Here is a 21,186-nt window from a genome sequence, read left to right on the forward strand (position 1 = left end):
ATGTATGTCGCAGTCAAAGGTGGCGAACGCGCCATCGAGAACGCCCATCGCCTGCTCGCCAACGCCAGGCGCGGCGATCAAAGCGTTGCGGAAGTCTCGCTCGACCAGATCTCGGAGCAGCTCGGCCTCGCCGTCGATCGCGTCATGAGCGAAGGCTCGCTCTATGACCGTGAGCTCGCGGCGCTGGCGATCAAGCAGGCGCGCGGCGATCTGATCGAGGCGATCTTCCTGGTCCGCGCCTTCCGCGCCACCTTGCCGCGTTTCGGTGCCAGCGAGCCGGTCGACACCGGCGCGATGCGGGTGCAGCGGCGGGTGTCCTCGACGTTCAAGGACATTCCCGGCGGCCAGATCCTCGGGCCGACCTTCGATTACACGCACCGCCTGCTCGATCCCTCACTCGCGAAAGGATTTGTGCCGGAAGCGCCGGCGACGGCCGAAGCGTCGACCGCACCGACGCCGCGCGTGACGGATATTCTCGGCCGCGACGGGCTGATCGAATCCTCGCCGCAGGCCGAAGGCGGCGCCGACGTCGGCGATCTCACCCGCGAGCCGCTCAACTTCCCGGCCGATCGCGATTTGCGCCTGCAAAACCTTGCGCGCGGCGACGAAGGCTTCCTGCTGGCGATGGGCTATTCCACCCAGCGCGGCTATGGCCGCAACCATCCCTTTGCCGGCGAGATCCGCTTCGGCGAGGTCGAGGTCGAATTCTTCGCCGAGGACGTCGGCTTCGCCGTGCCGCTCGGCTCGATCGAGCTGACCGAGTGCCAGATGGTCAACCAGTTCAAGGGGTCAGCAACGGAAGCGCCGTGCTTCACTCGCGGCTATGGCCTCGCCTTCGGCCAGAGCGAGCGCAAGACCATGTCGATGGCGCTGGTCGACCGCGCGCTGCGCGCCCGCGAGCTCGGCGAAGAGGCCGTGGCCCCGGCGCAAGATGAAGAATTCGTGTTGTCGCATTCGGACAACGTCCAGGCGACCGGCTTCGTCGAGCATCTGAAGCTGCCGCATTATGTCGATTTCCAGTCGGAGCTCGGCCTGCTCCGCAAGCTGCGCAAGGAATTCGCTGATGCCCATGCGCCCGATGCCATGAAGGAGGCCGCGGAATGAACGCGCCCGCCTACAATTTCGCCTATCTCGACGAGCAGACCAAGCGGATGATCCGCCGCGCGATCCTCAAGGCGATCGCGATCCCTGGCTATCAGGTGCCGTTCGCCAGCCGCGAAATGCCGATGCCCTATGGCTGGGGCACCGGCGGCGTGCAGGTGACCGCGGCGATCCTCGGGCCCCAAGACGTGCTGAAGGTGATCGACCAGGGTTCTGACGACACCACCAACGCGATCTCGATCCGAAAATTCTTCGCCAAGACCGCCGGCGTCGCCACGACCACGGCAACGGATAAGGCAACGGTGATTCAGACCCGTCATCGCATTCCCGAGACGTCGCTGCACGAGAATCAGGTGCTGGTCTACCAGGTGCCGATCCCGGAACCCTTACGCTTCCTCGAGCCGCGCGAGACCGAGACGCGGCGCATGCACGCCCTCGCCGAATACGGTTTGATGCACGTAAAACTCTACGAGGACATCGCCCGCTTCGGCCACATCGCGACCGCCTACGCCTATCCGGTGAAGGTGAACGCGCGCTATGTGATGGACCCGTCGCCGACCCCGAAGTTCGACAATCCCAAGATGGACAATTGCGCGGCGCTGCAATTGTTCGGCGCTGGCCGCGAGAAGCGCATCTACGCGATCCCGCCTCACACGCAGGTGGTGTCGCTCGATTTCGAGGATCACCCGTTCGAGCCGTACCGCTTCAACGCGCCCTGCGCGCTGTGCGGGGCTGAAAACTCCTATCTCGACGAGATCGTCACCGACGACAAGGGCGGGCGCATGTTCGTCTGCTCGGACACCGATTATTGCGAGGGCCGCCAGGCCGCCGGCCATCACGGCAGCCTCAGCGCTGCGCCGTACAAGGAGAAGGCGCAGGAGAAGCACAATGGCTGATCCCGATATGCTGGAGAACGATCAGCCGCTGCTGGTCGCGGAGTCGCTCAGCAAGTCCTATGGCCGCATCGCCGCATGCCGAGAGGTGTCGTTCTCGCTCTATCCCGGCGAGGTGCTGGCGGTCGTTGGCGAATCCGGCTCCGGCAAGTCGACGCTGCTGCAGATGCTGTCGGGCCAGCTGGCGCCGACCGCCGGCCAGGTGTCCTATCGCATGCGTGACGGCATCATCCGCGATCTCGCCACGCTGGGCGAAGCCGAGCGGCGCTTCCTGTTCCGCACCGACTGGGGCTATGTGCACCAGGATCCGGCGCAGGGCCTGCGCATGGCGGTGTCGGCCGGCGCCAATGTCGGCGAGCGGCTGATGGCGGTGGGTTGGAACCATTATGGCCGCATCCGCGAGACTGCATCCGACTGGCTCACCCGCGTCGAGATCGACGTCGCGCGCATCGACGATGCGCCGCGAACCTATTCCGGCGGCATGCGCCAACGGCTCCAGATCGCGCGCAACCTCGTCACCGAGCCGCGGCTGGTGTTCATGGACGAGCCGACCGGCGGCCTCGACGTCTCGGTGCAGGCGCGTCTGCTCGATCTCCTGCGCAGCCTCGTCGCCGAGCTGCATCTCGCCGTCATCATCGTCACCCACGACCTCGCGGTCGCGCGCCTCCTGTCGCACCGCGTGATGGTGATGAAGGGCGGCCGCGTCATCGAGGCCGGCCTCACCGACCAGGTGCTCGACGATCCCCGCGAGCCCTACACCCAGCTCCTCGTCTCCTCGATTCTGCCGCCATAAGCTTTTCAAGATGAGTTTTCCGATGACCGCGATGATCGCTATCACCGACGCGAAGAAGACCTTTACGATGCACCTCCAGGGCGGCATCGAGCTGCCCGTCGTCAGTGGCGTGACCTTCGACGTCAACCCCGGCGAATGCGTCGTGCTGTCGGGACCGTCGGGTGCCGGCAAATCGTCGATCCTGAAGATGATCTTCGGCAATTACCGCTGCGATTCCGGCCGCATCGGCATCCGTCATCGCGGTGTGGTGGTCGATCTCGCCAGCGCCGAGCCGCGGCAGGTGCTCAATGTCCGCCGCTCGACCATCGGCTATGTTAGCCAATTCCTGCGCGCTGTGCCGCGGGTTGCGACCATCGACGTCGTCGCCGAGCCGCTGATCGTCAACGGCATGGCCCGTGCCGATGCGCAGGCGCGCGCCGGCGCGTTGCTGCATCGTCTCAACATCCCCGAGCGGCTCTGGCAGCTACCGCCTGCGACCTTCTCCGGCGGCGAGCAGCAGCGCGTCAACATCGCGCGCGGCTTCATCTCGGATCTGCCGATCCTGCTGCTGGACGAGCCGACCGCCTCGCTCGATGCCGCCAACCGCGCTGTGGTGGTCGCGCTGATCGCCGAGAAGAAGCGCCAGGGTGTGGCCATGGTCGCCATTGTCCATGACGACGAAATCCGCCATCTGATTGCCGATCGTATCGTCGACGTCACCAGTTTTGCCGCCGCGGCCTGAAGGACAAGGGACATGAACGCCAATCCGAAGGAAATTTTGATCGCCAACGCCAGGATCGTGCTGGCGGAACGGGTGATCGAGCAGGGTTGGCTTGCTCTTGCCGATGGACGCATCGCCGAGATCGGCGAGGGCAGGGCGCCCGCTGGTGCCGAGGATGCCGGCGGCGACCTCATCATGCCCGGCCTGATCGAGCTCCACACCGACCACCTCGAAGCGCATTACGTGCCGCGGCCAAAAGTATTCTGGAATCCGGTTGCGGCCGTGATCTCCTATGATGGCCAGCTCGCCACCTCAGGCATCACCACCGTATTCGATTCGCTCCGGGTCTGGCGCGAGGATGGCGCCGAGGAGGTCGACGGCCGCGCCGGCGTGCTCGCCGCCGCGATCACGACCGCGCGCAAGGGTGATCTCTTGCGCGCCGATCACTTCCTGCACCTGCGCTGCGAGATCCCGATGCCGAGCGTAGTCGAGGAGGCCAGGGAGCTGATCGAACGGCCCGACGTCAAGCTGATGTCGCTGATGGACCACACGCCCGGCCAGCGCCAGTTCCGCGATGAGGTCAAGCTGCGCGACTATTACCGCGGCAAGGGCGGCGGCAAGACCGACGCAGAGCTCGATGAATTGTTCGCGAAGCGCTTCGAGTACCAGAAGCTTTATGCCGCGGCCAACATGCGCGAGATCGTCGCGCTCGCGCATCAGCACAACATCCCGCTCGCAAGCCACGACGACACCACCGAGGAGAACGTCGCGGACGCCGTGCGCGATCGCGTCTCGGTGGCGGAATTCCCGACCACGCTGGAGGCCGCGCGCGGCCTGCATCAGGCCGGCATCGATATCCTGATGGGGGCGCCGAACGTGGTGCGCGGCGGCTCGCACTCCGGCAACATTGCCGCGGTCGATCTCGCCCGCGAGGGCCTGCTCGACATCCTGTCGTCGGACTACATTCCCTCCAGCCTCTTGATGGCCGCGCTGCAATTGCCCGAGCATGTGCCGGCGATCAGCCTTCCGGCTGCGGTTCGCACCGTGACCAAGGCGCCGGCCGAGGCGGTCGGCCTCACTGATCGCGGCGAGGTCGCGACCGGCAAGCGCGCCGACCTGATCCGCGTGCATGTTGCAGGCCAACTTCCCGTCGTCCGCAGCGTCTGGCGCGAAGGGAGCCGTGTCGCATGAGCGAGACCGTGGCCGTGGCGCAGGATGAGACGGGCGCGATCGGACCCGGGCGGCTCGTGCTCGTGGTCGGTCCCAGCGGTGCCGGTAAGGACACGCTCTTGCGGCAGGCGCAAGCGGCCTGCGCCGAGGACCACGACATCGTCTTCCCGCGCCGCATCGTGACGCGCGAAGCTTCCGCGGCCGAGGACAATATCGCGATGAGCCCCGACGAATTCAACCGCGCCCGCGATCACGGCGATTTTGCCGTGCACTGGGAGGCACACGGGCATAGCTACGCCCTGCCGCTCGAGATCAACGACGACATCCGCGCCGGCCACGCCGTCGTCGTCAACGTCTCGCGCACCGTGATCGCCGCGCTGCGCGAGGCCTATGCCAATGTCGTGGTGGTCGCGATCACGGCACCGCCGGAGGTGCTGGCGCAGCGGCTTGCCGCGCGGGCGCGGGTGAGCGACGGCAATATCGCAAATCGCCTCGCGCGCAGCGTCGACGACGCATCGGCGAATGCCGACGTCACCATCCTCAATGCCGGCAGCGCGGACTATCACGGCCGCCAGCTCGAGCGCGTGATCAGAAATCAAAGCTGGCACGAGTAGCACAACAAGGAGAACGGGATGTCGGTGATCGAAACGGTCGAACAATTAGAGGCCATCTACGGCGTCACCAATGACGCCTCGACCGTGAAAGTCGCCGACCACGTCACGCCGCTCTACCGCGTCTTCATCGAGAAGGCGCCGTTCGCTGCGCTCGCGACCATCGGGCCGGAGGGCATTGATTGCTCGCCGCGCGGCGATCTGCCCGGCTTCGTCCGCATCCATGATCCCAAGACGCTGATGCTGCCGGATCGGCGCGGCAACAACCGGGTCGATTCCCTGCGCAACATCGTGCGCGACCCGCGCGTGTCGCTGATGTTCCTGATTCCCGGCTCCGGCAACGCGATCCGGGCCAATGGCCGCGCGCATCTCTCGATCGATCCGGATCTGCTCGCTTCGTTCAAGGTCGACGGCAAGGCACCGCGCAGCGTGATGGTGATCGCCGTCGATGAAATCTACTTTCAGTGCGCCCGCGCCATCGTCCGCTCCGACCTCTGGAATCCCGACAAGCGTGTCGATCCCAAGACTCTGCCGACGCCAGGTCAAATCCTCGCCGAGATGAGCGAGAACAGGGTCGGCGGCGAGGAGTACGACCGCATCTGGCCGGACCGTGCTGCCGCGACGATGTGGTGAGCCCCCGCTCTCTCGTCTCCCTCGCCCCGCTGCCTCTTCTCCCTCTCCCTGTTCTTACGGGGAGAGGGAGAAGAGCGTCCTAATTAAACGCCATCCCTCCGCTCAGCGCGATCGTCTGCCCGGTCATGTAGGCGTTGTCGACCAGCAGCATCACGGCTTTCGCCACCTCCTCCGCCGTACCAAAGCGGCCGAGCGGGATGCGGCTGACCAGTTGAGGCTGGCCGCTCATCATGTCGGTCTCGATCAGCGACGGCGCCACGGCGTTGACGGTGATGCCGTCCTTCACCAGCCGCGCCGCATAACCGCGCGTGAGGCCCTCCATGCCGGCCTTGGAGGCATTGTAGTGCGGGCCGATCGAGCCGGCGCCGCGTGCCGCGCCGGAGGAGACGTTGACGATGCGCCCCCATTTCCTTGCGCGCATTGCCGGCAGCACCGCCTGCGTGCACAGGAAGGCGGATTTCAGATTGACCAGGATGGTGCGGTCGAAATCGTCTTCGGTGAGATCGTCGACGCCGCGCGTGATGGCGATGCCGGCATTGTTGACGAGGATGTCGACCGGCCCGAGCCCGGCCGTGACGCGCTCGACCATGCCGGCCACGGCCTCGCGCTGCGAGACGTCGGCGGCAATGACAATGGCACGGCCGCCGCGCGTCTTGATCTCGTCCGCCAGTTCCTCGGCCTGTCCGATCCGCTCGCGGCAATTGATCGCCACTGCCGCGCCTGATGCGGCCAGTAGCCGGCAGATCGCAGCCCCGATTCCGCGCGAACCTCCGGTGACGAGCGCCGTGCGCCCTTCAAGAGTCCCTGCCATGTTCGAACTCCCGCATCCGCCTGTTGTGACGATCGGATCATATCACGCGGGCGAATGCCCGACGGTTGAGTTTGCGACGCGCCGTTGCGAAGAAAACGCCACCCGGGATCAGCTCCGGCGGCGCGCCCTGGTACGCGCGGCCTTCTTTGCGGCGGCGGAGCGGGCCTTGGCGCCCTTGGTCCGGCTGGCCTTGCGCGCGGCGGCCGAACGCGAGGCGGCGGTCCGCTGGCTCGCGGCACGCTTGCCCTGCTTCGACAAGGCACTCCGCGACGCGGTCGAGCGCGGCTCCTTCTTCATGACGCCTTCGACGGCGCGCGATACTTTCGGCCGGCGCTTCGGGGTGCGTTTGCCCTGACCGACCTCATAGGCGTATTTGGCGCTACGGCGCGTCGACTTCTTGGTTCGCCCCTTGCGCGGCGGCGGCAGGTCGACACCGGCGCGACGCGCCTCGGACAGGCCGATGGCGATGGCCTGCTTGGTCGAGCGTGCGCCGTGCTTGCCCTTCCGGATCCTGTCGATCTCGTCCTTGACGAATTCGCCGGCCTGCGTGCTCGCCGATTTGCCGGCACGCTTGTCCCGCTTCGCTTTACGGATGACTTCCTGTCTTGGCATGGTCGAGTTCCCCTTTCTGAGTGGCAGGGATACCTGACCGCAACGCACCAGATGGAAGATCGATCCGCCTAGTTCCTCAGCGCCGCCAGCAGCTCATCCGGGCGTTCGGCCATGATCATGTGTCCGGCGCCGGGCACCACGACGGTCTTCGCGTGCGGGATCGCGGCGGCGAGCGCCTTGCCCGCCTTCGCCGGCGTCATCATGTCCCGCTCGCCGAGGATCAGTGTGGTCGGTACCTTCACCGTCGCGGCGGCTTGAAGCGCATTCGCGTAAGAATTGCAGGCCGACAGATCCCTGAACAGCACGCCCGGCTCGCAAGTCTTCAGCACCGCCTGCGCGCCGCCATGCATCCACAGGCCCGGCGCGAGACTGCCGCCGAGCTCCGCGTTGAAGCCGAGGCCCCAGATCGAGACCATGTCGTTGGCATCCTGCGAATTGGCCTCGGCAGCCTTGAGCAGATCCGGACCGACCGTCATGGTCGCGGCGGTGCCGATCAAGCTTAACGCGGAGACCTTGTGGGGGTGGCGCGCCGCCGTCTCCAGCGAGATCAGCGAGCCCATGGAATGGCCGATCAGATGCGCCTTCTCAGCGCCCGCCGCATCGAGCAGCGCGCCGGTCCAGTCGGCCATTTCCGCGATGCTCGACAGCGACGGTCCGGCCGAGCGGCCGTGGCCGGGAAGGTCGGGCGCCAGCACGCCAAAGCCGTGATGGGCGAACCAGCGCGTATGCAGCGCCCAGGTCGAATGATCGAAGCCGGCACCATGGATGAAGACAACCGCGGGCAGGGACTTGTCGAAGTCGCGGCCGCCGGTTGCGACGAACACATCAGCGCTGTTGACGGAGAGCTTCATGGTGTCAGACCTTCTGCGAGATGCGCAGCGCCTGCGCGAGATCGTCGATGATGTCGGACGCGGTCTCGATGCCGATCGACAGCCGCACCAGTTCCTCGCCGATGCCGGCCGCCTTGAGCTGCTCGGCATCCATCTGCTGATGCGTGGTCGAGGCGGGGTGGATCACCAGGGTCTTGGCATCGCCGACATTGGCGAGATGGCTGATCATGCGCAGGGATTCAATGAATTTGCGCCCGGCGGGCCGGCCGCCCTTGATGCCGAAGGAGACGATCGAACCGGCGCCGCGCGGCAGCAGCGTCTTGGCCAGCTGATAGTCGGGGTGGTTCTCCAGCGAAGGGTGCAGCACCCAATCCACGGCCTTGTTGGACTTCAGCGCCTCCAGCACGGAGTGCGTGTTCTGCATGTGGCGGTCCATGCGGACGCCCAGCGTCTCGACGCCCTGGAGCAGCTGGAAGGCGTTGGTCGGCGACAGGCAGGCGCCAAAATCGCGCAGGCCTTCGGTGCGTGCGCGCATGATGAAGGCGGCCGTGCCGAACTGCTCGTCGAAGACGATGCCGTGATAGCCGCCATAGGGCTCGGTCAGCACGCCGAATTTTCCGGAGCCGCGCCAGTCGAAGCGGCCGCCGTCAACGATGGCGCCGCCGATCGCGATGCCGTGGCCGCCGATCCATTTGGTCGCCGAATGCATGACGATGTCGGCACCACACTCGATCGGGCGGCTGAGATACGGCGTGGCAAAGGTGTTGTCGATCAGCAGCGGAATCTTCGCCTCGTGCGCAATCGCGGCGACCCTGGGAATGTCGAGCACCTCGAGCCCGGGATTGCCGATGGTCTCGCCGATCACCAGCTTCGTGTTCGGCCTGATTGCGGACCGGAATGCGTCGAGATCGCGCGGCTTGACGAAACTGGTGGTGATGCCGAAGCGCGGCAGCGTATGCGCCAGAAGGTTGATGGTGCCGCCATAGAGCGAGCTCGACGCCACGATGTGGTCGCCGGCGTTGAGCAGTGTCGCGATCGCCAGGTGCAGCGCGGCCATGCCGCTGGCGGTGCAGATCGCGCCGACGCCGCCTTCGAGCGCCGCGAGCCGCTCCTCCAGCACGGCGGTGGTCGGATTGGAGATGCGCGTATAGATGTGGCCGGCGCGCTCCAGATTGAACAGCGCGGCGGCGTGGTCGGAATCCTGGAATACGTAGGACGTGGTCTGGTAGATCGGCACCGCGCGGGCGCCCGTCGCGGGATCCGGATGCTGGCCCGCATGCAGGCTCAGGGTCTCGAAGGCAGGCGGTTTTGGCGCGGGCATGCGTGGCCTCGTTGGTCGGTCGGCGATGGCGGCTCTTGTGCCATAAAAATACGCCCCACGTCAGCCATTGACAGCGCCGCACGATTGGTGCGCTCCCTCGCCCCGTTCTTACGGGGAGAGGCGAAGCTAGCCGCGAATTGCCTGCTCGATGATGCGCGTCTCCCGCAGCAAAATCTCCGCGACCTCCTGCTCCCGTCTTGGCCCGAGCCGCGTCCGAACGGCGGAGACGGTCATCGCCGCCGCGGGCTGGCCGTCCGGGGTCTTGATCCAGGTCGAGATCGATTTCGTGCCCTGCACGAGGCCGATCTCCCTCAGATAATAGCCGCGCCGCCGCGCCGCGGTGACCTGGTCCATCACCCCAGCGGCGTCGATGTGGTAGGCCTCGAACCGTTTCTCGTTGGCTGCGACGATCTTTCGCGCGTCCGGTGCCGGCATCGCCGCCAGGATGGCGACGCCGGCGCTGGAGACGCCGAGCGGCCGGCGCGCGCCGACCTCGATCGACAGCACCTGGATCGGATAGACGCCGATCCTCCGATCGACGCACAGCGTGTCGTTGCCGGTCCGCACCGTCAGGAACAGCGTGTCGCCGATCGCGGTGGAGACGCGCCGCAGCGACGGATTCGCGGCGACCAGAAGCTGCGACGGCCGCGGACGCGCGAGCGCGAGCTCCGGCACCTGGGTGCCGATCGCGTAGCGGCCGCTTCTCTCGTTCCGTTCGACGATGCCTTCCTCGATCAGCACATGGACGATGCGATGCACGGTCGGACGGGTGAGGCCGGTCCCGCGCACGACCTCGGCCAGCGGCACGCCGTTTTCGCGCCCTGCGGCAAGAATGCGCAGCACCGCAACCGCGCGCCGGATCGCCTGCGCGCCCTGTCGCGGTTCCATCGCGCTACGGGCGGATTTTGTCTTGTCCATAATATGGACAAGAACGCCACAATTCACTCGACAGGTAAAGGGCGCGTCTGGAGATTGCGCTCCAATCAGCAATGCCTTGCCGCCTCAAGGCAGCCGACCTGAAATTGGAAGCGCCGCTCGGAGGTTAACATGAGATTAATCTGGATTGCCATGGCTGCCGCAGCCGCAATGCTGGCGGCACCCGCCTCGGGCCAGCAATGGCCGGCGCGCAGCGTCAAGCTGATCGTGCCCTATCCTGCCGGCGGCAACGTCGACAGCGCGGCACGCATCATCGCCGACAAGCTCCAGGAAAAGCTCGGCCAGCCCTTCATCATCGAGAACAAGGCCGGCGCCGGCGGCATGATCGCAGGCGAAGCCTTCGCGAAATCGGCGCCCGACGGCTACACGCTGTTCGTCGGCGCCAACGGCCCGGTGCTGTTCGCGACCGAGATCAACAAGCGCGACGCCTACAATTGGAAGAAAGACTTCCTCCCCATTTCGACGATCTCGATGACGCCGCTGGTGCTCGAGGTGCATCCGTCGGTGCAGGCGACGACCTTCAAGGAATTCATTGATCTCGCCAAGCGCGAGCCCGGCAAGCTGACCATGGCCTCGCCCGGCCCCGGCACCACCAACCACCTGCTCAGCGAGCTGATGCAGTCGAACCTCGGCCTGCAATGGGTCACCGCGCACTACCGGGGCAACGCGCCTGCGATCAACGACCTGCTCGGCGGGCAAGTTCAATTTGCATTCGACCAGCTCACGGTCAGCCTCCAGCACATCAAGGCCGGCCTGTTCCGCGCGCTCGCCGTCACCAGCCCGCACCGCCTGAAGTCGCTGCCTGATGTTCCGACTTTCATCGAGCTCGGCTACAAGGATTTTGACGGCCAGACCTTTACCGGCCTGTTCGCGCCCGCGGGCACGCCGGCGCCCATCGTCGACAAGCTGCAGGAGACGCTGGTCGCGATCCTGAAAGACCCCGGCGTGGTCGACAAATTCGAAAAACTCGGCGGCGAGGCTACTCCGATGTCGCCGGACGAGTTCAGGGCTTATCTGGAGCGCGAGGACGCCAAGTGGATTCCGGTCGTGCGCAAGGCCAACATCAAGGCTGACTGATCGCATGCGGATCGACCCCACCGAGCTCGGCGCCGAGCGCATCTACCGCCTGATGACCGGCATCGTGGTGCCGCGCCCGATTGCGTGGGTGACGAGCCTCTCGAGCAAGGGTGTGCTCAACCTCGCCCCGTTCAGCGCCTTCACCTTCGTCTCGCAGAAGCCGCCGATGCTCGCCATCAGCGTCGGCCGCAAGGGCAGTGACTACAAGGACACCGCGCACAACATCCTCGATAGCGGGGAATACGTGATCCACATCGCCGATACCCCGCTGATGTCGGCGGTGCACGACAGCTCGGTCGAGCATCCGCCTGAGATCAGCGAGGTCGAGCATCTCGGGCTGGAGACGATCGCCAGCGAGCGCATCAAGGTGCCGCGGCTTGCAGCGGCGCCGGTCGCGATGGAATGCCGCTTCCACCAGTGCCTCGAATTCGGCGAGGCGAAGAGCCGCCTCATCGTCGGCGAGGTCGTGATGTTCCACTTGCGCGACGGCCTCGTCAATCACGGCAAGATCGAGACCAAGGCGCTCGACCCGATCGCCCGCATCGGCGGGCCGCGCTACGCCCGGCTCGGCGACATCGTGACGCTGAACACCGTGTTTCAGACACCCAAATCGAAAGACTGAGCGCGAGGCCGCGACCGCGCCTCAAGATCATTGGAGAACAACAATGCGACTCGTAAGCTATCTCCTGGACGGAGAGCCGCGCTACGGCGCGGCCGTTGCTGGTGGCGTGGTCGATCTGACCAGCCGCATCGGCCGCGACTTTTCCGACGTCAAGGCGCTGATCGCCGCCAATGGACTCGCCGATGCACAAGAGGCCGCGGCCGGGCAGAAGCCCGACCACGCGCTCGAAGACCTCGTCCTGCTGCCGCCGGTGCTCGCGCCTGAAAAGCTCTGGTGCATCGGCGTCAACTACGCCGAGCGCAACGCCGAATACAAAGACAATTCCGACCAGCCCAAATATCCAAGCCTGTTCGTGCGGAGCATGTCGTCGATGACCGGCTCCGGCCAGCCGCTGGAGAAGCCGAAAGTCTCGGACCAGCTCGATTACGAAGGCGAGCTCGTCATCGTGATCGGGCAGGGCGGCCGGCACATCCAGCGCGAGAAAGCGTGGGGCCACATCTTCGGCATGACGCTGTGCAACGAAGGCACGATTCGCGACTGGCTGCGCCACGGCAAGTTCAATGTCACGCAGGGCAAGAATTTCGACCGCTCCGGCAGCATCGGCCCCTGGCTTGTCACGTCGGACGAGCTCGATCCGCGCGGGCCGCACGACATCATCACCCGCGTCAACGGCGAGGTGCGCCAGCAGGACACGACCGAGCGGCTGATGTTTCCGTTCGACTTCCTGATCTCCTATCTCTCCACTTTCGCCACGCTGAAGCCAGGCGACATGATCGTGACGGGCACGCCGACCGGTGCCGGCGCCCGGTTCGATCCGCCGCGCTGGCTCAAGGTGGGCGACGTCGTCGAGGTCGAGTCCAGCCGCATCGGCGTGCTGCGCAACACCGTCGCCGCGGAGAGCTAGGTCATGCTGGACGCCGCCACGATCGAACGCCTCGCCGCGCGGCTCGATGAGGCCGAGCGCACCAAGGTGCTGATCCCGATGTTCTCGAAAGAGTATCCCGGCCTTACGATCGAGGATGCCTATGCCGTCCAGCGCGCCTGGACAAAACTCCAGCTTGGCCGCGGCCGCATCGTCAAGGGGCACAAGATCGGCCTGACCTCGAAGGCGATGCAGAACGCAGTCGGCATCTCCGAGCCCGATTACGGCGTGCTGTTCGCCGATATGTTCTATGCCGACGCCACGCCGATCCCGTTCGACCGCTTTCACGCGCCGCGCATCGAGGTCGAGCTCGCCTTCGCGCTGAAAGCGCCGCTGCGCGGGCCCGACTGCACCATCTTCGACGTGCTCAACGCCACCGACTACGTCACCCCGGCGTTGGAGATCCTGGAGACGCGCATGCATCGCGTCGATCCTGAGACCGGCAAGACTCGCAAGGTGATGGACACGATTTCGGACAACGCGGCCAACGCGGCGCTCGTGCTCGGCGGCCGGCCGATCCGGCCGATGGATGCCGATTTGCGCTGGATCGGCGCGCTGTTGTTCCGCAACGGCGAGGTCGAGGAGACCGGGCTGGCCGCCGGCGTGCTCAACCACCCCGCCAATGGCATCGCCTGGCTTGCCAACCGGCTCGCGCCGCATGACGAGCATCTCGCCGCCGGCGAAGTGGTGCTGGCGGGATCGTTCACGCGTCCGGTCGACATCCGCCGCGGCGACACGTTTCATGCCGATTATGGCACGTTCGGCTCGGTGTCGTGCCAGTTCGTCTGAATCAAAAGAGAGGGAGCGCACCATGACACGGCGCAGGAGCATTCACATCGGCGGCTTCAAGCACGCCAATCCGATTCCGAACGCCTGCCGCATCGGCAATCTCGTGATGTCGGGCGTGATCCTCGGCCGCGACGCTGCCGGTGTGATGCCCGAAAGTCTCGATGCGCAATGTGCCAACATGTTCGCGCATATGAAGGCGATTGTGGAGGCTGCCGGCGGCACCACCGACGACATCATCAAGATGACGGTGTGGTTGAAGGACCGCACCCAGCGCGGCCCTCTCAATGTGGAATGGCTCAAGATGTTTCCGGACGAGCATTCGCGCCCGGCGCGCCATGCGCTGCCGATGGACAACATGGACGGCGGCGCACTGGTAAGTTGCGACTTCACCGCCGTGATCGACTGAAGGAGCATATGCATGCCGACCTATCTGCCGTTCGACCCCAGCCCGCGCCGGCCCCTCAAGGCGCCGCCGCCGAAGACCGTCGACAGCCAATTTCACGTGCTCGGTCCGATCGAGAAATATCCGGAGCGCCCCGGCGCGGCCTACCGGATGCCGACCGCGACCTGGGAAGCGGCGCTACGGATGCACAAGCAGCTCGGCATCGAGCGCGGCATCATCGTGCAGACCACGACCTATGGCGCCGATCATGCCGTGGTGCTCGACGGCCTCGCCGCGATGGGCCCGAACTATCGCGGCTGCGCCAACGCGCTGGTGTTCGCGGAGGCGAGCGACTCCTATCTCGCCACGCTGCACGATGCCGGCGTGCGCGGCGCGCGCTTCAGTTTTCGACAGGAACTGGGCGCCGTGCTGTCGGATGCCGATTTCGCTCGCGCCATCGCCCGCATCCGCGAGCTCGGCTGGTACGTCAAGATCCAGCCCGAGAAGGACGGCATCATGTCGAGCGTTGCCAAATACGAGAGTCTCGATGTGCCCGTGCTGATCGACCACATGGCGCGGCCCGATCCGGACGCCGGCAAGAACGATCCCAATTTGCGCAAGATGCTGGAGCTGCTCAAGCAGGGCAATTTCTGGGTCATGCTCTCGCTCGGCGAGAAGACCTCGAAGGCCGGCCCGCCCTATGACGACGTCATCCCGATCGCGCGCGCCTATATCGAGGCCGCCCTCGACCGCTGCGTCTGGGCCAGCGACTGGCCGCATCCGGTCTCGGTGAAGCAGCCGCCGAACGATGCCGACCTGCTCGAGCTGATGTACCGCTACGCGCCCGATCAGGCGGAGCTGGAGAAGATCTTGGTGCACAATCCGGCAAAGCTGTTCGGCTTTCCGGATTAGAGCCCGAAGCTCGCCACGAACAAGGTGCACTCCCTCTCCCGCTCGCGGAGAGGGTCGGGGTGAGTGCTCTTTCCTCTTGGGGAGACACCCTCTCCCCAGCCCTCCCCCGCAAGCGGGGGAGGGAGCGCACCGTCTTCGTTGCAACAATCGGACCTACATCACGCCGCTTGTTCCGCCAGCCGGTCCCGCACCTCCGCCGCGATCTCGAACGAGCGCAGCCGCGCGGCGTGATCGTAGATCTGGCCCGTGGTCATCAATTCGTCCGCCCCGGTCTCCGCGATCAGCGCCTTCAGCTTTTCCTCAACCACGGCAGGCGAGCCGATCGCAGAGCACGAAAGCGACTGGCTGACGCCGGCCTTCTCGGCCGGCGACCACAGCGCGTCCATGTCGTCCACCGGCGGTGGCAGCTGCCCAGGCGTGCCGCGGCGCAGATTGATGAACTGCTGCTGCAGCGAAGTGAACATCCGCTGCGCCTCGGCATCGCTGTCGGCGGCGAACACGTTGACGCCGATCATCGCATAGGGTTTTTCCAGCTGCGCCGAGGACTCGAAGCGCGCGCGATACTCGCGCAGCGCCGGCATCATCATCTGCGGCGCGAAATGCGAAGCGAAGGCGAAGGGCAGGCCGAGCATGGCCGCAAGCTGCGCGCCAAAGGTGCTCGATCCCAGGATCCAGAGCGGCACCTTCGTCCCCATGCCCGGCACGGCGCGGATCGCCTGGTTCGGCTTGATGTCGCCGAGCAGCGCCTGCAATTCCAGGACGTCATGCGGAAAGTTTTCGGCAGCGGTGGCGAGGTCGCGCCGCAGCGCCCGCGCGGTGAACTGGTCGGTGCCGGGCGCGCGGCCGAGCCCGAGATCGATCCGCCCGGGATAGAGCGATTCCAGCGTGCCGAACTGTTCGGCGATCACCAGCGGCGAATGGTTCGGCAGCATGACACCGCCGGAGCCGACGCGGATCGTCTTGGTGCCGCCCGCGACATGCCCGATCACGACCGACGTCGCCGCGCTCGCGATGCCCGTCATGTTGTGATGCTCGGCGAGCCAGAACCGCTTGTAGCCCCAACGTTCGGCGTGCTGTGCGAGATCGAGCGAATTGCGGAACGCCTGCGACGCGTCTGATCCCTGGCGGATCGGAGCGAGGTCGAGCACGGAGAAGGGGATCATGCGTGGGCACCGGATAGGGCTCCCGATAGGAGCGTGGCCTCACATGTAGGAGCCGGCCGCGGGAAGGCCAGCGCGCGTAGGATGGGTAGAGCGAAGCGAAACCCATCGCACTTGTCTGTGCGGAAAACAGGATGGCTTCGCAAGTGGTCTACCCATCCTCCGGAAACGTTCGCTGATCGCCTTGTTGGAACCCGTTCGGCATCGTCAGCGCCGATGCCGCTTTGCTTGCCGCAGATGGCGGCGGGGCATATCCTGGCGCGATGGTTGACAGCGGCCCCGATCTGAAAGCGTTCCTGCTGGCGACGCCGTTCTTCGGCGGCCTTTCGGACCCGAGTCTGGACCTCCTGATCTCGATGCTGGTCGAGCGCCGCTTCGATGCCGGCACGACCGTCGTGACGGAAGGCGAGCCGGGACGTTCGCTGTTCATCGTCAAATCCGGCCGTCTGGCGGTGAGCAAACGCGCGACTACGGGGAGCGCCATCCCGATTTCAGTCCCGATTTCAGTCCTGGAGCCCGGCGACTTCTTCGGAGAGATGACGCTGATCGAAATGCAAAACCGCTCCGCCACGGTAGTCGCGGAGAGCCCGACGGTGCTGTACGAGCTGACCGCCCAAAAACTCTACGCCTGCTACAAGGCCGACATCCACGCCTATGTGATCGTGCTGCAGAACATCAATCGCGAGCTGTGCCGGAGGTTGCGAAGGGCGGACGAGCGGTTTGCGGGACGCGAGGTGGGGGAAGGCGAGGCCCCTCGAGATAAATGTGCGAGGCCATGAAACTCGTTAGCCGTGACGGGCAATCCCTTGAACTTCGAATCCTTGGATATGAATTTCCTCATTTGGAGACGGCCGAATACGATTCAAATTGGCTGGTCGTAGCTGGCGAAGGCAGGCATCCAAGGGGATCCTGGCGATTCACTCACCCGTGCCTTCTTACTTATGAAGCCGCGCGGCTGGCATCCTGGATGGATGCAGCGGCGGATAAAAGTCCATGTTCCGATACGTGTGATTTCACCGAGCCCAATCTCAAATTTCGAGTGTTATTGAGCCAGGAGCGACCAGTACTCCGGGTGTACTTCAATCTCGAAGCCCGGCCGTCATGGGCGTCGAGCCGGAGTGCCGGATGGGAGGATCTTTGCGTCGAATTTCCAATGGAAGAAATCGATCTAGTGTCGGCTGCGCAACAGTTGCGCGCTGAATTGGCTCCATACCCACAGCGGGGATTGCGGTAAGCCCTAGGATGGCAGCGCTTTTCCGGAAGCGTTCGTGCGAATGCCCGCAAAGATTCAAAAGCTTAGATCACCTGCATTAATCTGTCCCGTCGGGCAAAACACCCGTCGTTCGCCAAAACCCGTCAACCTCCTCCCGTAAAAATATTCCTCTTTACCGAAATTCGGATTTGCGGCACTATCCCGTCATCCCGGTCCTCGAAGAGGGGCGATCGTACGTCGTGTCGAACGTGGATCGGGGTGCGGTGGGCGCGGCAGCGCCGGGCAGGGGAGGCCGGACCAGGGCGAGATGAACCTCGTGAGGTCCTCGGCTCCCTGCGGAACGGACGGCGCCGATGTCCTGCGAAGCCCCTTTGGGCGAGGCAGGTCGGCTGCGTACGGCGAAAGCGCGTGGTCCTGGCCGTCGTTGCTACGGTCAAGCCTTGCGGAGATGCTTTGGGGCTCAACCGGGCCTGAAGGCATCGTCAATTCGCGAGGTGACGGAGGCCAGAAGGAACTCGGCTCCGGGGAGAGCGCGTATAAGCCGTCAACCCATCGCGCAGGGAAGGCCGGGTGTTTTCCGGCCCACCTGTTACCCGCCTGCGCATTTGCGTGTGCAAAGTCTTCGCGCAGCGGATCATGGGTGCCAGCCGGCACCCGGCCTTCCCTGCGCCCTCTTCGAGAGAGGAGGGCGAAAGAGGAGAGCAAAACTCGGGCATTTCCCGCCGCGAGAATGCCGATCCATGCGTGATGTGATCCAGAAAATGGTGCTGCCAGACAGGATTGAACTGTCGACCTCTCCATTACCAATGGAGTGCTCTACCACTGAGCTACGGCAGCATGTGCTGGGACAAGAATCGGCCGCCAAGGGGGCCTGCCAAGCGGGCCGATATCTGCCACAAGCCCCCCTACTGTGCAAGCTTGCAAGTCCCGTGAAAACGAGAAAATCGGGCCGATATCGGGGCCGAATGCCCGGTTTTCGCGGGAAAGCACCGGCTTTCCGACGATCTGGCTCCGCTTATCCCCGGCCAACTGGCCAGTTGGCCACATCGTCAGGGCCGGTCCATTTAGAGTTTCGCACGATCGGATCGCGCCCAGGCTCTTGAGCTGCCGCATTCGCTGGGCATGTTAGCCCGGATCGCTGTATGGGACCTGTGATGGCCGACGAGAACGACAAGAGCGCGAGGCAGGATCGGGTGTCGCGGGACGAGCGGCTGAAATCGGCGCTGCGCGAGAACCTGAAGCGGCGGAAGGTGCAGGCGCGCGAACGCGCCGCGACCGCCGAGTCCTCGCACAACGACGATGGTTCCCCAAATGAGGGGACTGGCAAGATCGGCAATTAGAGACCGGCAGCTGGAATTTTTGGAGTGCAGGACGTGGCAATGGGGCAGGACGGACAGCAACGAACCGGCGGAGATGCGCAGATGGCGCGGTTCATCCGTCCTGAGCAGACCTTTCCGGCGCTGACATCCGCCGAGATCGAACGCATCAGGCATTTCGGCGAGGTCCGCAGCTATTCCGACGGCGAGTTGCTGTTCGAGACCGGCAAGCCGGGGCCGGGCATGTTCGTCGTGCTGAAGGGCCATGTCGCCATCACCCAGCGCGACGGGCTCGGCAATGTCACCCCGCTGATCGACCAGGGGCCGGGGCAATTCCTGGCCGAGCTCGGCCAGCTCTCCGGCCGGCCGGCGCTGGTCGATGGCCGCGCCGAAGGCGAGGTCGAGACGCTGCTATTGCCGCCGCCCCGGCTGCGCGCACTGCTGGTGGCCGAGGCCGAACTCGGCGAGCGCATCATGCGCGCGCTGATCCTGCGCCGGGTCAATCTGCTCCAGGGCGGCGTCGGCGGCGTGGTGCTGATCGGTCCGTCGCATTCGGCCGGCGTGGTGCGCCTTCAGGGCTTCCTCACCCGCAACGGCCAGCCGCATCATCTGCTCGATCCCGAGCGCGACCGTGACGCCGCCGAGGTGATCGCGCGCTATTCGCCGAGCCCTGAGGACTGGCCGCTGGTCGTTGCGCCGGGCGGCGAGGTGCTGCGCAATCCCGGCGAAACCGAGCTTGCGCGCGCGATCGGGATGATCGGCGGCCCCAGCGACAACCGTATCTACGACGTCGCCATCGTCGGCTGCGGACCGGCGGGGCTCGCCACCGCGGTGTATGCCGCCTCGGAAGGACTTTCGGTCGCCGTGCTCGACACCCGCGCCTTCGGGGGACAAGCCGGCGCCAGCGCGCGCATCGAAAACTATCTCGGCTTTCCGACCGGCATTTCCGGCCTGGCGCTGACCGCACGCGCGTTCAACCAGGCGCAGAAGTTCGGCGCCGACATCATGATCCCGGTGACGGCGAAGTCGCTCGACTGCACCCGCAAGGACGGCGCGTTCGCGGTGACGCTCGACGGCAGCGAACCCCTGCGTGCGCGCGCGGTGGTGGTCGCCAGCGGCGCGCGCTATCGCCGGCCCGATATTGCGAACCTCGACAAGTTCGAGGGCCGCGGCGTCTGGTACTGGGCTTCGCCAGTCGAAGCGAAATTGTGCGCCGGTGAGGAGGTCGCCCTGGTCGGCGCCGGCAACTCGGCCGGCCAGGCCGCCGTGTTCCTGTCGGGCCATGCCAAGAAGGTGCTGATGATCATCCGCGGCGGTGGTCTCGGCGCCAGCATGTCGCGCTATCTCATCGAGCGCATCGAAGCGACACCGAACATCGAATTGATGTTCAACACCGAGATCACGGCGCTCGAGGGCGACGAGGCCTCGCTCTTGCGGCGCATCCGCTGGAAGAGCCGGCTCTCGGACGACGAGGACACCGCCGAGATCAAAAATCTGTTTCTGTTCGTCGGCGCCGATCCCGCCACCGGCTGGCTCGACGGCTGCGGCGTCACGCTCGATCGCGGCGGCTTCGTCGTGACCGGCGCGCAGTCCGAGCAGAACCAGGGCCGCCTCGTGGCGCCGCTGGAGACCTCGGTGCCCGGCGTCTTCGCCGTCGGCGACGTCCGCTCCGGCTCGGTCAAGCGCGTCGGCGGTGCCATCGGCGAAGGCGCGCAGGTCGTGGCCTCCCTGCACGGCTATCTCGGCGACGCCGCAAAACCGGCGCTTTAGTCAAGGACAAGACAAGCAGACGGCAGGTCGAATCTGGCTTGCCATCGTGTCGTGTCCCACAGACTATCGCCTCGTCGCGAGGCGCTTCGCCCGTGAGGCGAATAAAAGATTCAATAGGGAGGACTAAATGGCCGAACTCGTCGTGCTCTACAAGACGCCCAAAGATGCTGCCGCTTTCGACAAGCATTATGCCGAGACCCACATTCCGCTCGCCAAGAAATTGCCCGGCCTGAAGAAATACGCCGTCAGCAAGGGCCCGGTCGGCTCCCCCGCCGGCCCGTCCGGAATCCATCTCGTCGCCATCCTCACCTTCGACAGCGTGGCCGACATCCAGAAGGCATTCGGCAGCGAAGAAGGCAAGGCGGCCGCGGGCGACGTGCCGAAATTCGCCAGCGGCGGCGCCGATCTGCTGATCTTCGATACCAAGGAAGTTTGAGACTCGATCCAACTTTCGTCGAAACCTGCCGTCGTTCGTGACGGCTGCAAAAAAACAGCCATGCGTTTTGTCGATTCGCACGATGACGCATGGCTGCGCGCGCATCTGTGGTGCCGGCGCAGGTGGTAATCCGATGAGGCGCGTAATACTAATCTTCCGACCTCAATGCAGAGAGT

The 21,186-nt window shown here is 65.4% G+C and carries 24 protein-coding genes and 1 tRNA gene; 18 read left to right on the top strand and 7 right to left on the bottom strand.

The genetic code is table 11. From position 1 onward, the window contains the following. The 7 genes from JJB99_RS04650 to JJB99_RS04680 are packed head-to-tail and all read left to right on the top strand — an operon-like array spanning position 1 to position 5,901. Positions 1-1,104: a carbon-phosphorus lyase complex subunit PhnI gene (locus JJB99_RS04650; RefSeq protein WP_200497616.1), complete on the top strand. Its 1,104-nt coding sequence runs from the start codon at positions 1-3 to the stop codon at positions 1,102-1,104. Further along, a complete protein-coding gene (locus JJB99_RS04655; protein ID WP_200497617.1) occupies positions 1,101-1,997 on the top strand; it encodes an alpha-D-ribose 1-methylphosphonate 5-phosphate C-P-lyase PhnJ in 897 nt (298 codons plus the stop codon). Before JJB99_RS04650 ends, JJB99_RS04655 begins: the two co-directional genes overlap by 4 nt. Beyond that, entirely contained in the window at positions 1,990-2,787 is a 798-nt protein-coding gene (gene phnK, locus JJB99_RS04660; RefSeq protein ID WP_200497618.1) for a phosphonate C-P lyase system protein PhnK, read from the top strand. Before JJB99_RS04655 ends, phnK begins: the two co-directional genes overlap by 8 nt. A 22-nt stretch (positions 2,788-2,809) precedes the next feature. After that, on the top strand, positions 2,810-3,508 hold the full coding sequence (gene phnL / locus JJB99_RS04665) for a phosphonate C-P lyase system protein PhnL (RefSeq protein WP_200497619.1): 699 nt from the start codon (positions 2,810-2,812) through the stop codon (positions 3,506-3,508). Positions 3,509-3,520: 12 nt separating this feature from the next. After that, positions 3,521-4,678, top strand: coding sequence for an alpha-D-ribose 1-methylphosphonate 5-triphosphate diphosphatase (locus tag JJB99_RS04670; protein ID WP_200497620.1), 1,158 nt, complete (start codon positions 3,521-3,523; stop codon positions 4,676-4,678). Next, positions 4,675-5,271 carry a phosphonate metabolism protein/1,5-bisphosphokinase (PRPP-forming) PhnN gene (gene phnN / locus JJB99_RS04675; protein ID WP_200497621.1) on the top strand — a complete coding sequence of 199 codons (597 nt, stop codon included), beginning with the start codon at positions 4,675-4,677 and terminating at the stop codon, positions 5,269-5,271. The genes JJB99_RS04670 and phnN overlap by 4 nt, the downstream gene beginning before the upstream one ends. An 18-nt stretch (positions 5,272-5,289) precedes the next feature. Beyond that, positions 5,290-5,901 carry a pyridoxamine 5'-phosphate oxidase family protein gene (locus JJB99_RS04680; RefSeq protein ID WP_200497622.1) on the top strand — a complete coding sequence of 204 codons (612 nt, stop codon included), beginning with the start codon at positions 5,290-5,292 and terminating at the stop codon, positions 5,899-5,901. A gap of 79 nt (positions 5,902-5,980) precedes the next feature. Here the strand turns inward: JJB99_RS04680 and JJB99_RS04685 are convergent, their stop codons facing one another. From JJB99_RS04685 to JJB99_RS04705, 5 genes are all read right to left on the bottom strand, one after another. After that, a complete protein-coding gene (locus tag JJB99_RS04685; RefSeq protein WP_200497623.1) occupies positions 5,981-6,712 on the bottom strand; it encodes an SDR family NAD(P)-dependent oxidoreductase in 732 nt (243 codons plus the stop codon). A gap of 108 nt (positions 6,713-6,820) precedes the next feature. Further along, a complete protein-coding gene (locus JJB99_RS04690; protein ID WP_200497624.1) occupies positions 6,821-7,324 on the bottom strand; it encodes a DUF6496 domain-containing protein in 504 nt (167 codons plus the stop codon). Between the two features lie 68 nt (positions 7,325-7,392). Continuing rightward, positions 7,393-8,175: an alpha/beta fold hydrolase gene (locus tag JJB99_RS04695; RefSeq protein WP_200497625.1), complete on the bottom strand. Its 783-nt coding sequence runs from the start codon at positions 8,173-8,175 to the stop codon at positions 7,393-7,395. Positions 8,176-8,179: 4 nt separating this feature from the next. Further along, positions 8,180-9,475 carry an O-acetylhomoserine aminocarboxypropyltransferase gene (locus JJB99_RS04700; protein ID WP_200497626.1) on the bottom strand — a complete coding sequence of 432 codons (1,296 nt, stop codon included), beginning with the start codon at positions 9,473-9,475 and terminating at the stop codon, positions 8,180-8,182. Between the two features lie 126 nt (positions 9,476-9,601). Next, complete coding sequence (locus JJB99_RS04705) at positions 9,602-10,393, bottom strand: IclR family transcriptional regulator (protein ID WP_200497627.1); 792 nt, start codon at positions 10,391-10,393, stop codon at positions 9,602-9,604. A 129-nt stretch (positions 10,394-10,522) separates the two neighbouring features. Between JJB99_RS04705 and JJB99_RS04710 the strand changes: the two genes are divergently transcribed. The 6 genes from JJB99_RS04710 to JJB99_RS04735 are packed head-to-tail and all read left to right on the top strand — an operon-like array spanning position 10,523 to position 15,115. Continuing rightward, positions 10,523-11,488, top strand: coding sequence for a Bug family tripartite tricarboxylate transporter substrate binding protein (locus JJB99_RS04710; protein ID WP_200497628.1), 966 nt, complete (start codon positions 10,523-10,525; stop codon positions 11,486-11,488). Between the two features lie 4 nt (positions 11,489-11,492). Continuing rightward, on the top strand, positions 11,493-12,110 hold the full coding sequence (locus JJB99_RS04715) for a flavin reductase family protein (RefSeq protein ID WP_200497629.1): 618 nt from the start codon (positions 11,493-11,495) through the stop codon (positions 12,108-12,110). A 43-nt stretch (positions 12,111-12,153) separates the two neighbouring features. Continuing rightward, positions 12,154-13,014 (top strand): fumarylacetoacetate hydrolase family protein, encoded by an 861-nt coding sequence (locus JJB99_RS04720; protein WP_200497630.1) that lies wholly within the window; start codon positions 12,154-12,156, stop codon positions 13,012-13,014. 3 nt (positions 13,015-13,017) lie between these two features. Continuing rightward, positions 13,018-13,821 carry a 2-oxo-hept-4-ene-1,7-dioate hydratase gene (gene hpaH / locus JJB99_RS04725; RefSeq protein ID WP_200497631.1) on the top strand — a complete coding sequence of 268 codons (804 nt, stop codon included), beginning with the start codon at positions 13,018-13,020 and terminating at the stop codon, positions 13,819-13,821. Between the two features lie 22 nt (positions 13,822-13,843). Continuing rightward, positions 13,844-14,227, top strand: a complete 384-nt coding sequence (locus JJB99_RS04730) for a RidA family protein (RefSeq protein WP_200497632.1) — start codon at positions 13,844-13,846, stop codon at positions 14,225-14,227. Positions 14,228-14,239: 12 nt separating this feature from the next. Further along, the gene (locus JJB99_RS04735) at positions 14,240-15,115 is read left to right on the top strand and encodes an amidohydrolase family protein (protein ID WP_200497633.1); all 876 of its coding nucleotides are present in this window, start codon (positions 14,240-14,242) and stop codon (positions 15,113-15,115) included. A 158-nt stretch (positions 15,116-15,273) separates the two neighbouring features. Here the strand turns inward: JJB99_RS04735 and JJB99_RS04740 are convergent, their stop codons facing one another. Beyond that, a complete protein-coding gene (locus JJB99_RS04740) occupies positions 15,274-16,278 on the bottom strand; it encodes an LLM class flavin-dependent oxidoreductase (RefSeq protein ID WP_200497634.1) in 1,005 nt (334 codons plus the stop codon). Positions 16,279-16,538: 260 nt separating this feature from the next. Between JJB99_RS04740 and JJB99_RS04745 the strand changes: the two genes are divergently transcribed. Next, positions 16,539-17,054, top strand: coding sequence for a Crp/Fnr family transcriptional regulator (locus JJB99_RS04745; protein ID WP_200497635.1), 516 nt, complete (start codon positions 16,539-16,541; stop codon positions 17,052-17,054). Further along, a complete protein-coding gene (locus JJB99_RS36885) occupies positions 17,051-17,509 on the top strand; it encodes a WapI family immunity protein (protein ID WP_433995750.1) in 459 nt (152 codons plus the stop codon). The genes JJB99_RS04745 and JJB99_RS36885 overlap by 4 nt, the downstream gene beginning before the upstream one ends. A 741-nt stretch (positions 17,510-18,250) precedes the next feature. Here JJB99_RS36885 and JJB99_RS04750 read toward each other — a convergent pair. Beyond that, a tRNA-Thr gene (locus JJB99_RS04750) sits at positions 18,251-18,325 on the bottom strand. Between the two features lie 317 nt (positions 18,326-18,642). Between JJB99_RS04750 and JJB99_RS04755 the strand changes: the two genes are divergently transcribed. From JJB99_RS04755 to JJB99_RS04765, 3 genes are all read left to right on the top strand, one after another. Continuing rightward, positions 18,643-18,828, top strand: coding sequence for a hypothetical protein (locus tag JJB99_RS04755; protein WP_200500050.1), 186 nt, complete (start codon positions 18,643-18,645; stop codon positions 18,826-18,828). Between the two features lie 39 nt (positions 18,829-18,867). Then, positions 18,868-20,574 carry an FAD-dependent oxidoreductase gene (locus JJB99_RS04760; protein WP_200500049.1) on the top strand — a complete coding sequence of 569 codons (1,707 nt, stop codon included), beginning with the start codon at positions 18,868-18,870 and terminating at the stop codon, positions 20,572-20,574. 127 nt (positions 20,575-20,701) lie between these two features. Beyond that, positions 20,702-21,010 (top strand): EthD family reductase, encoded by a 309-nt coding sequence (locus JJB99_RS04765; protein WP_200497636.1) that lies wholly within the window; start codon positions 20,702-20,704, stop codon positions 21,008-21,010. The last annotated feature ends 176 nt before the right edge of the window (positions 21,011-21,186 follow it).

The sequence above is a fragment of the Bradyrhizobium diazoefficiens genome, assembly GCF_016616235.1.
In the GTDB taxonomy this organism is placed as follows: Bacteria; Pseudomonadota; Alphaproteobacteria; order Rhizobiales; family Xanthobacteraceae; genus Bradyrhizobium; species Bradyrhizobium diazoefficiens_H.

Coding starts and splice junctions, on each gene's coding strand:
- JJB99_RS04670 (WP_200497620.1), top strand. CDS start 3,521: ATGAACGCCAATCCGAAGGAAATTTTGATCGCCAACGCCAGGATCGTG.
- JJB99_RS36885 (WP_433995750.1), top strand. CDS start 17,051: ATGAAACTCGTTAGCCGTGACGGGCAATCCCTTGAACTTCGAATCCTT.
- phnL (WP_200497619.1), top strand. CDS start 2,810: ATGACCGCGATGATCGCTATCACCGACGCGAAGAAGACCTTTACGATG.
- JJB99_RS04650 (WP_200497616.1), top strand. CDS start 1: ATGTATGTCGCAGTCAAAGGTGGCGAACGCGCCATCGAGAACGCCCAT.
- JJB99_RS04745 (WP_200497635.1), top strand. CDS start 16,539: ATGGTTGACAGCGGCCCCGATCTGAAAGCGTTCCTGCTGGCGACGCCG.
- JJB99_RS04735 (WP_200497633.1), top strand. CDS start 14,240: ATGCCGACCTATCTGCCGTTCGACCCCAGCCCGCGCCGGCCCCTCAAG.
- JJB99_RS04755 (WP_200500050.1), top strand. CDS start 18,643: ATGGCCGACGAGAACGACAAGAGCGCGAGGCAGGATCGGGTGTCGCGG.
- phnK (WP_200497618.1), top strand. CDS start 1,990: ATGGCTGATCCCGATATGCTGGAGAACGATCAGCCGCTGCTGGTCGCG.
- JJB99_RS04685 (WP_200497623.1), bottom strand. CDS start 6,712: ATGGCAGGGACTCTTGAAGGGCGCACGGCGCTCGTCACCGGAGGTTCG.
- JJB99_RS04705 (WP_200497627.1), bottom strand. CDS start 10,393: ATGGACAAGACAAAATCCGCCCGTAGCGCGATGGAACCGCGACAGGGC.
- JJB99_RS04700 (WP_200497626.1), bottom strand. CDS start 9,475: ATGCCCGCGCCAAAACCGCCTGCCTTCGAGACCCTGAGCCTGCATGCG.
- JJB99_RS04690 (WP_200497624.1), bottom strand. CDS start 7,324: ATGCCAAGACAGGAAGTCATCCGTAAAGCGAAGCGGGACAAGCGTGCC.
- JJB99_RS04715 (WP_200497629.1), top strand. CDS start 11,493: ATGCGGATCGACCCCACCGAGCTCGGCGCCGAGCGCATCTACCGCCTG.
- JJB99_RS04655 (WP_200497617.1), top strand. CDS start 1,101: ATGAACGCGCCCGCCTACAATTTCGCCTATCTCGACGAGCAGACCAAG.
- JJB99_RS04680 (WP_200497622.1), top strand. CDS start 5,290: ATGTCGGTGATCGAAACGGTCGAACAATTAGAGGCCATCTACGGCGTC.
- phnN (WP_200497621.1), top strand. CDS start 4,675: ATGAGCGAGACCGTGGCCGTGGCGCAGGATGAGACGGGCGCGATCGGA.
- JJB99_RS04765 (WP_200497636.1), top strand. CDS start 20,702: ATGGCCGAACTCGTCGTGCTCTACAAGACGCCCAAAGATGCTGCCGCT.
- JJB99_RS04730 (WP_200497632.1), top strand. CDS start 13,844: ATGACACGGCGCAGGAGCATTCACATCGGCGGCTTCAAGCACGCCAAT.
- JJB99_RS04740 (WP_200497634.1), bottom strand. CDS start 16,278: ATGATCCCCTTCTCCGTGCTCGACCTCGCTCCGATCCGCCAGGGATCA.
- hpaH (WP_200497631.1), top strand. CDS start 13,018: ATGCTGGACGCCGCCACGATCGAACGCCTCGCCGCGCGGCTCGATGAG.
- JJB99_RS04760 (WP_200500049.1), top strand. CDS start 18,868: ATGGGGCAGGACGGACAGCAACGAACCGGCGGAGATGCGCAGATGGCG.
- JJB99_RS04720 (WP_200497630.1), top strand. CDS start 12,154: ATGCGACTCGTAAGCTATCTCCTGGACGGAGAGCCGCGCTACGGCGCG.
- JJB99_RS04695 (WP_200497625.1), bottom strand. CDS start 8,175: ATGAAGCTCTCCGTCAACAGCGCTGATGTGTTCGTCGCAACCGGCGGC.
- JJB99_RS04710 (WP_200497628.1), top strand. CDS start 10,523: ATGAGATTAATCTGGATTGCCATGGCTGCCGCAGCCGCAATGCTGGCG.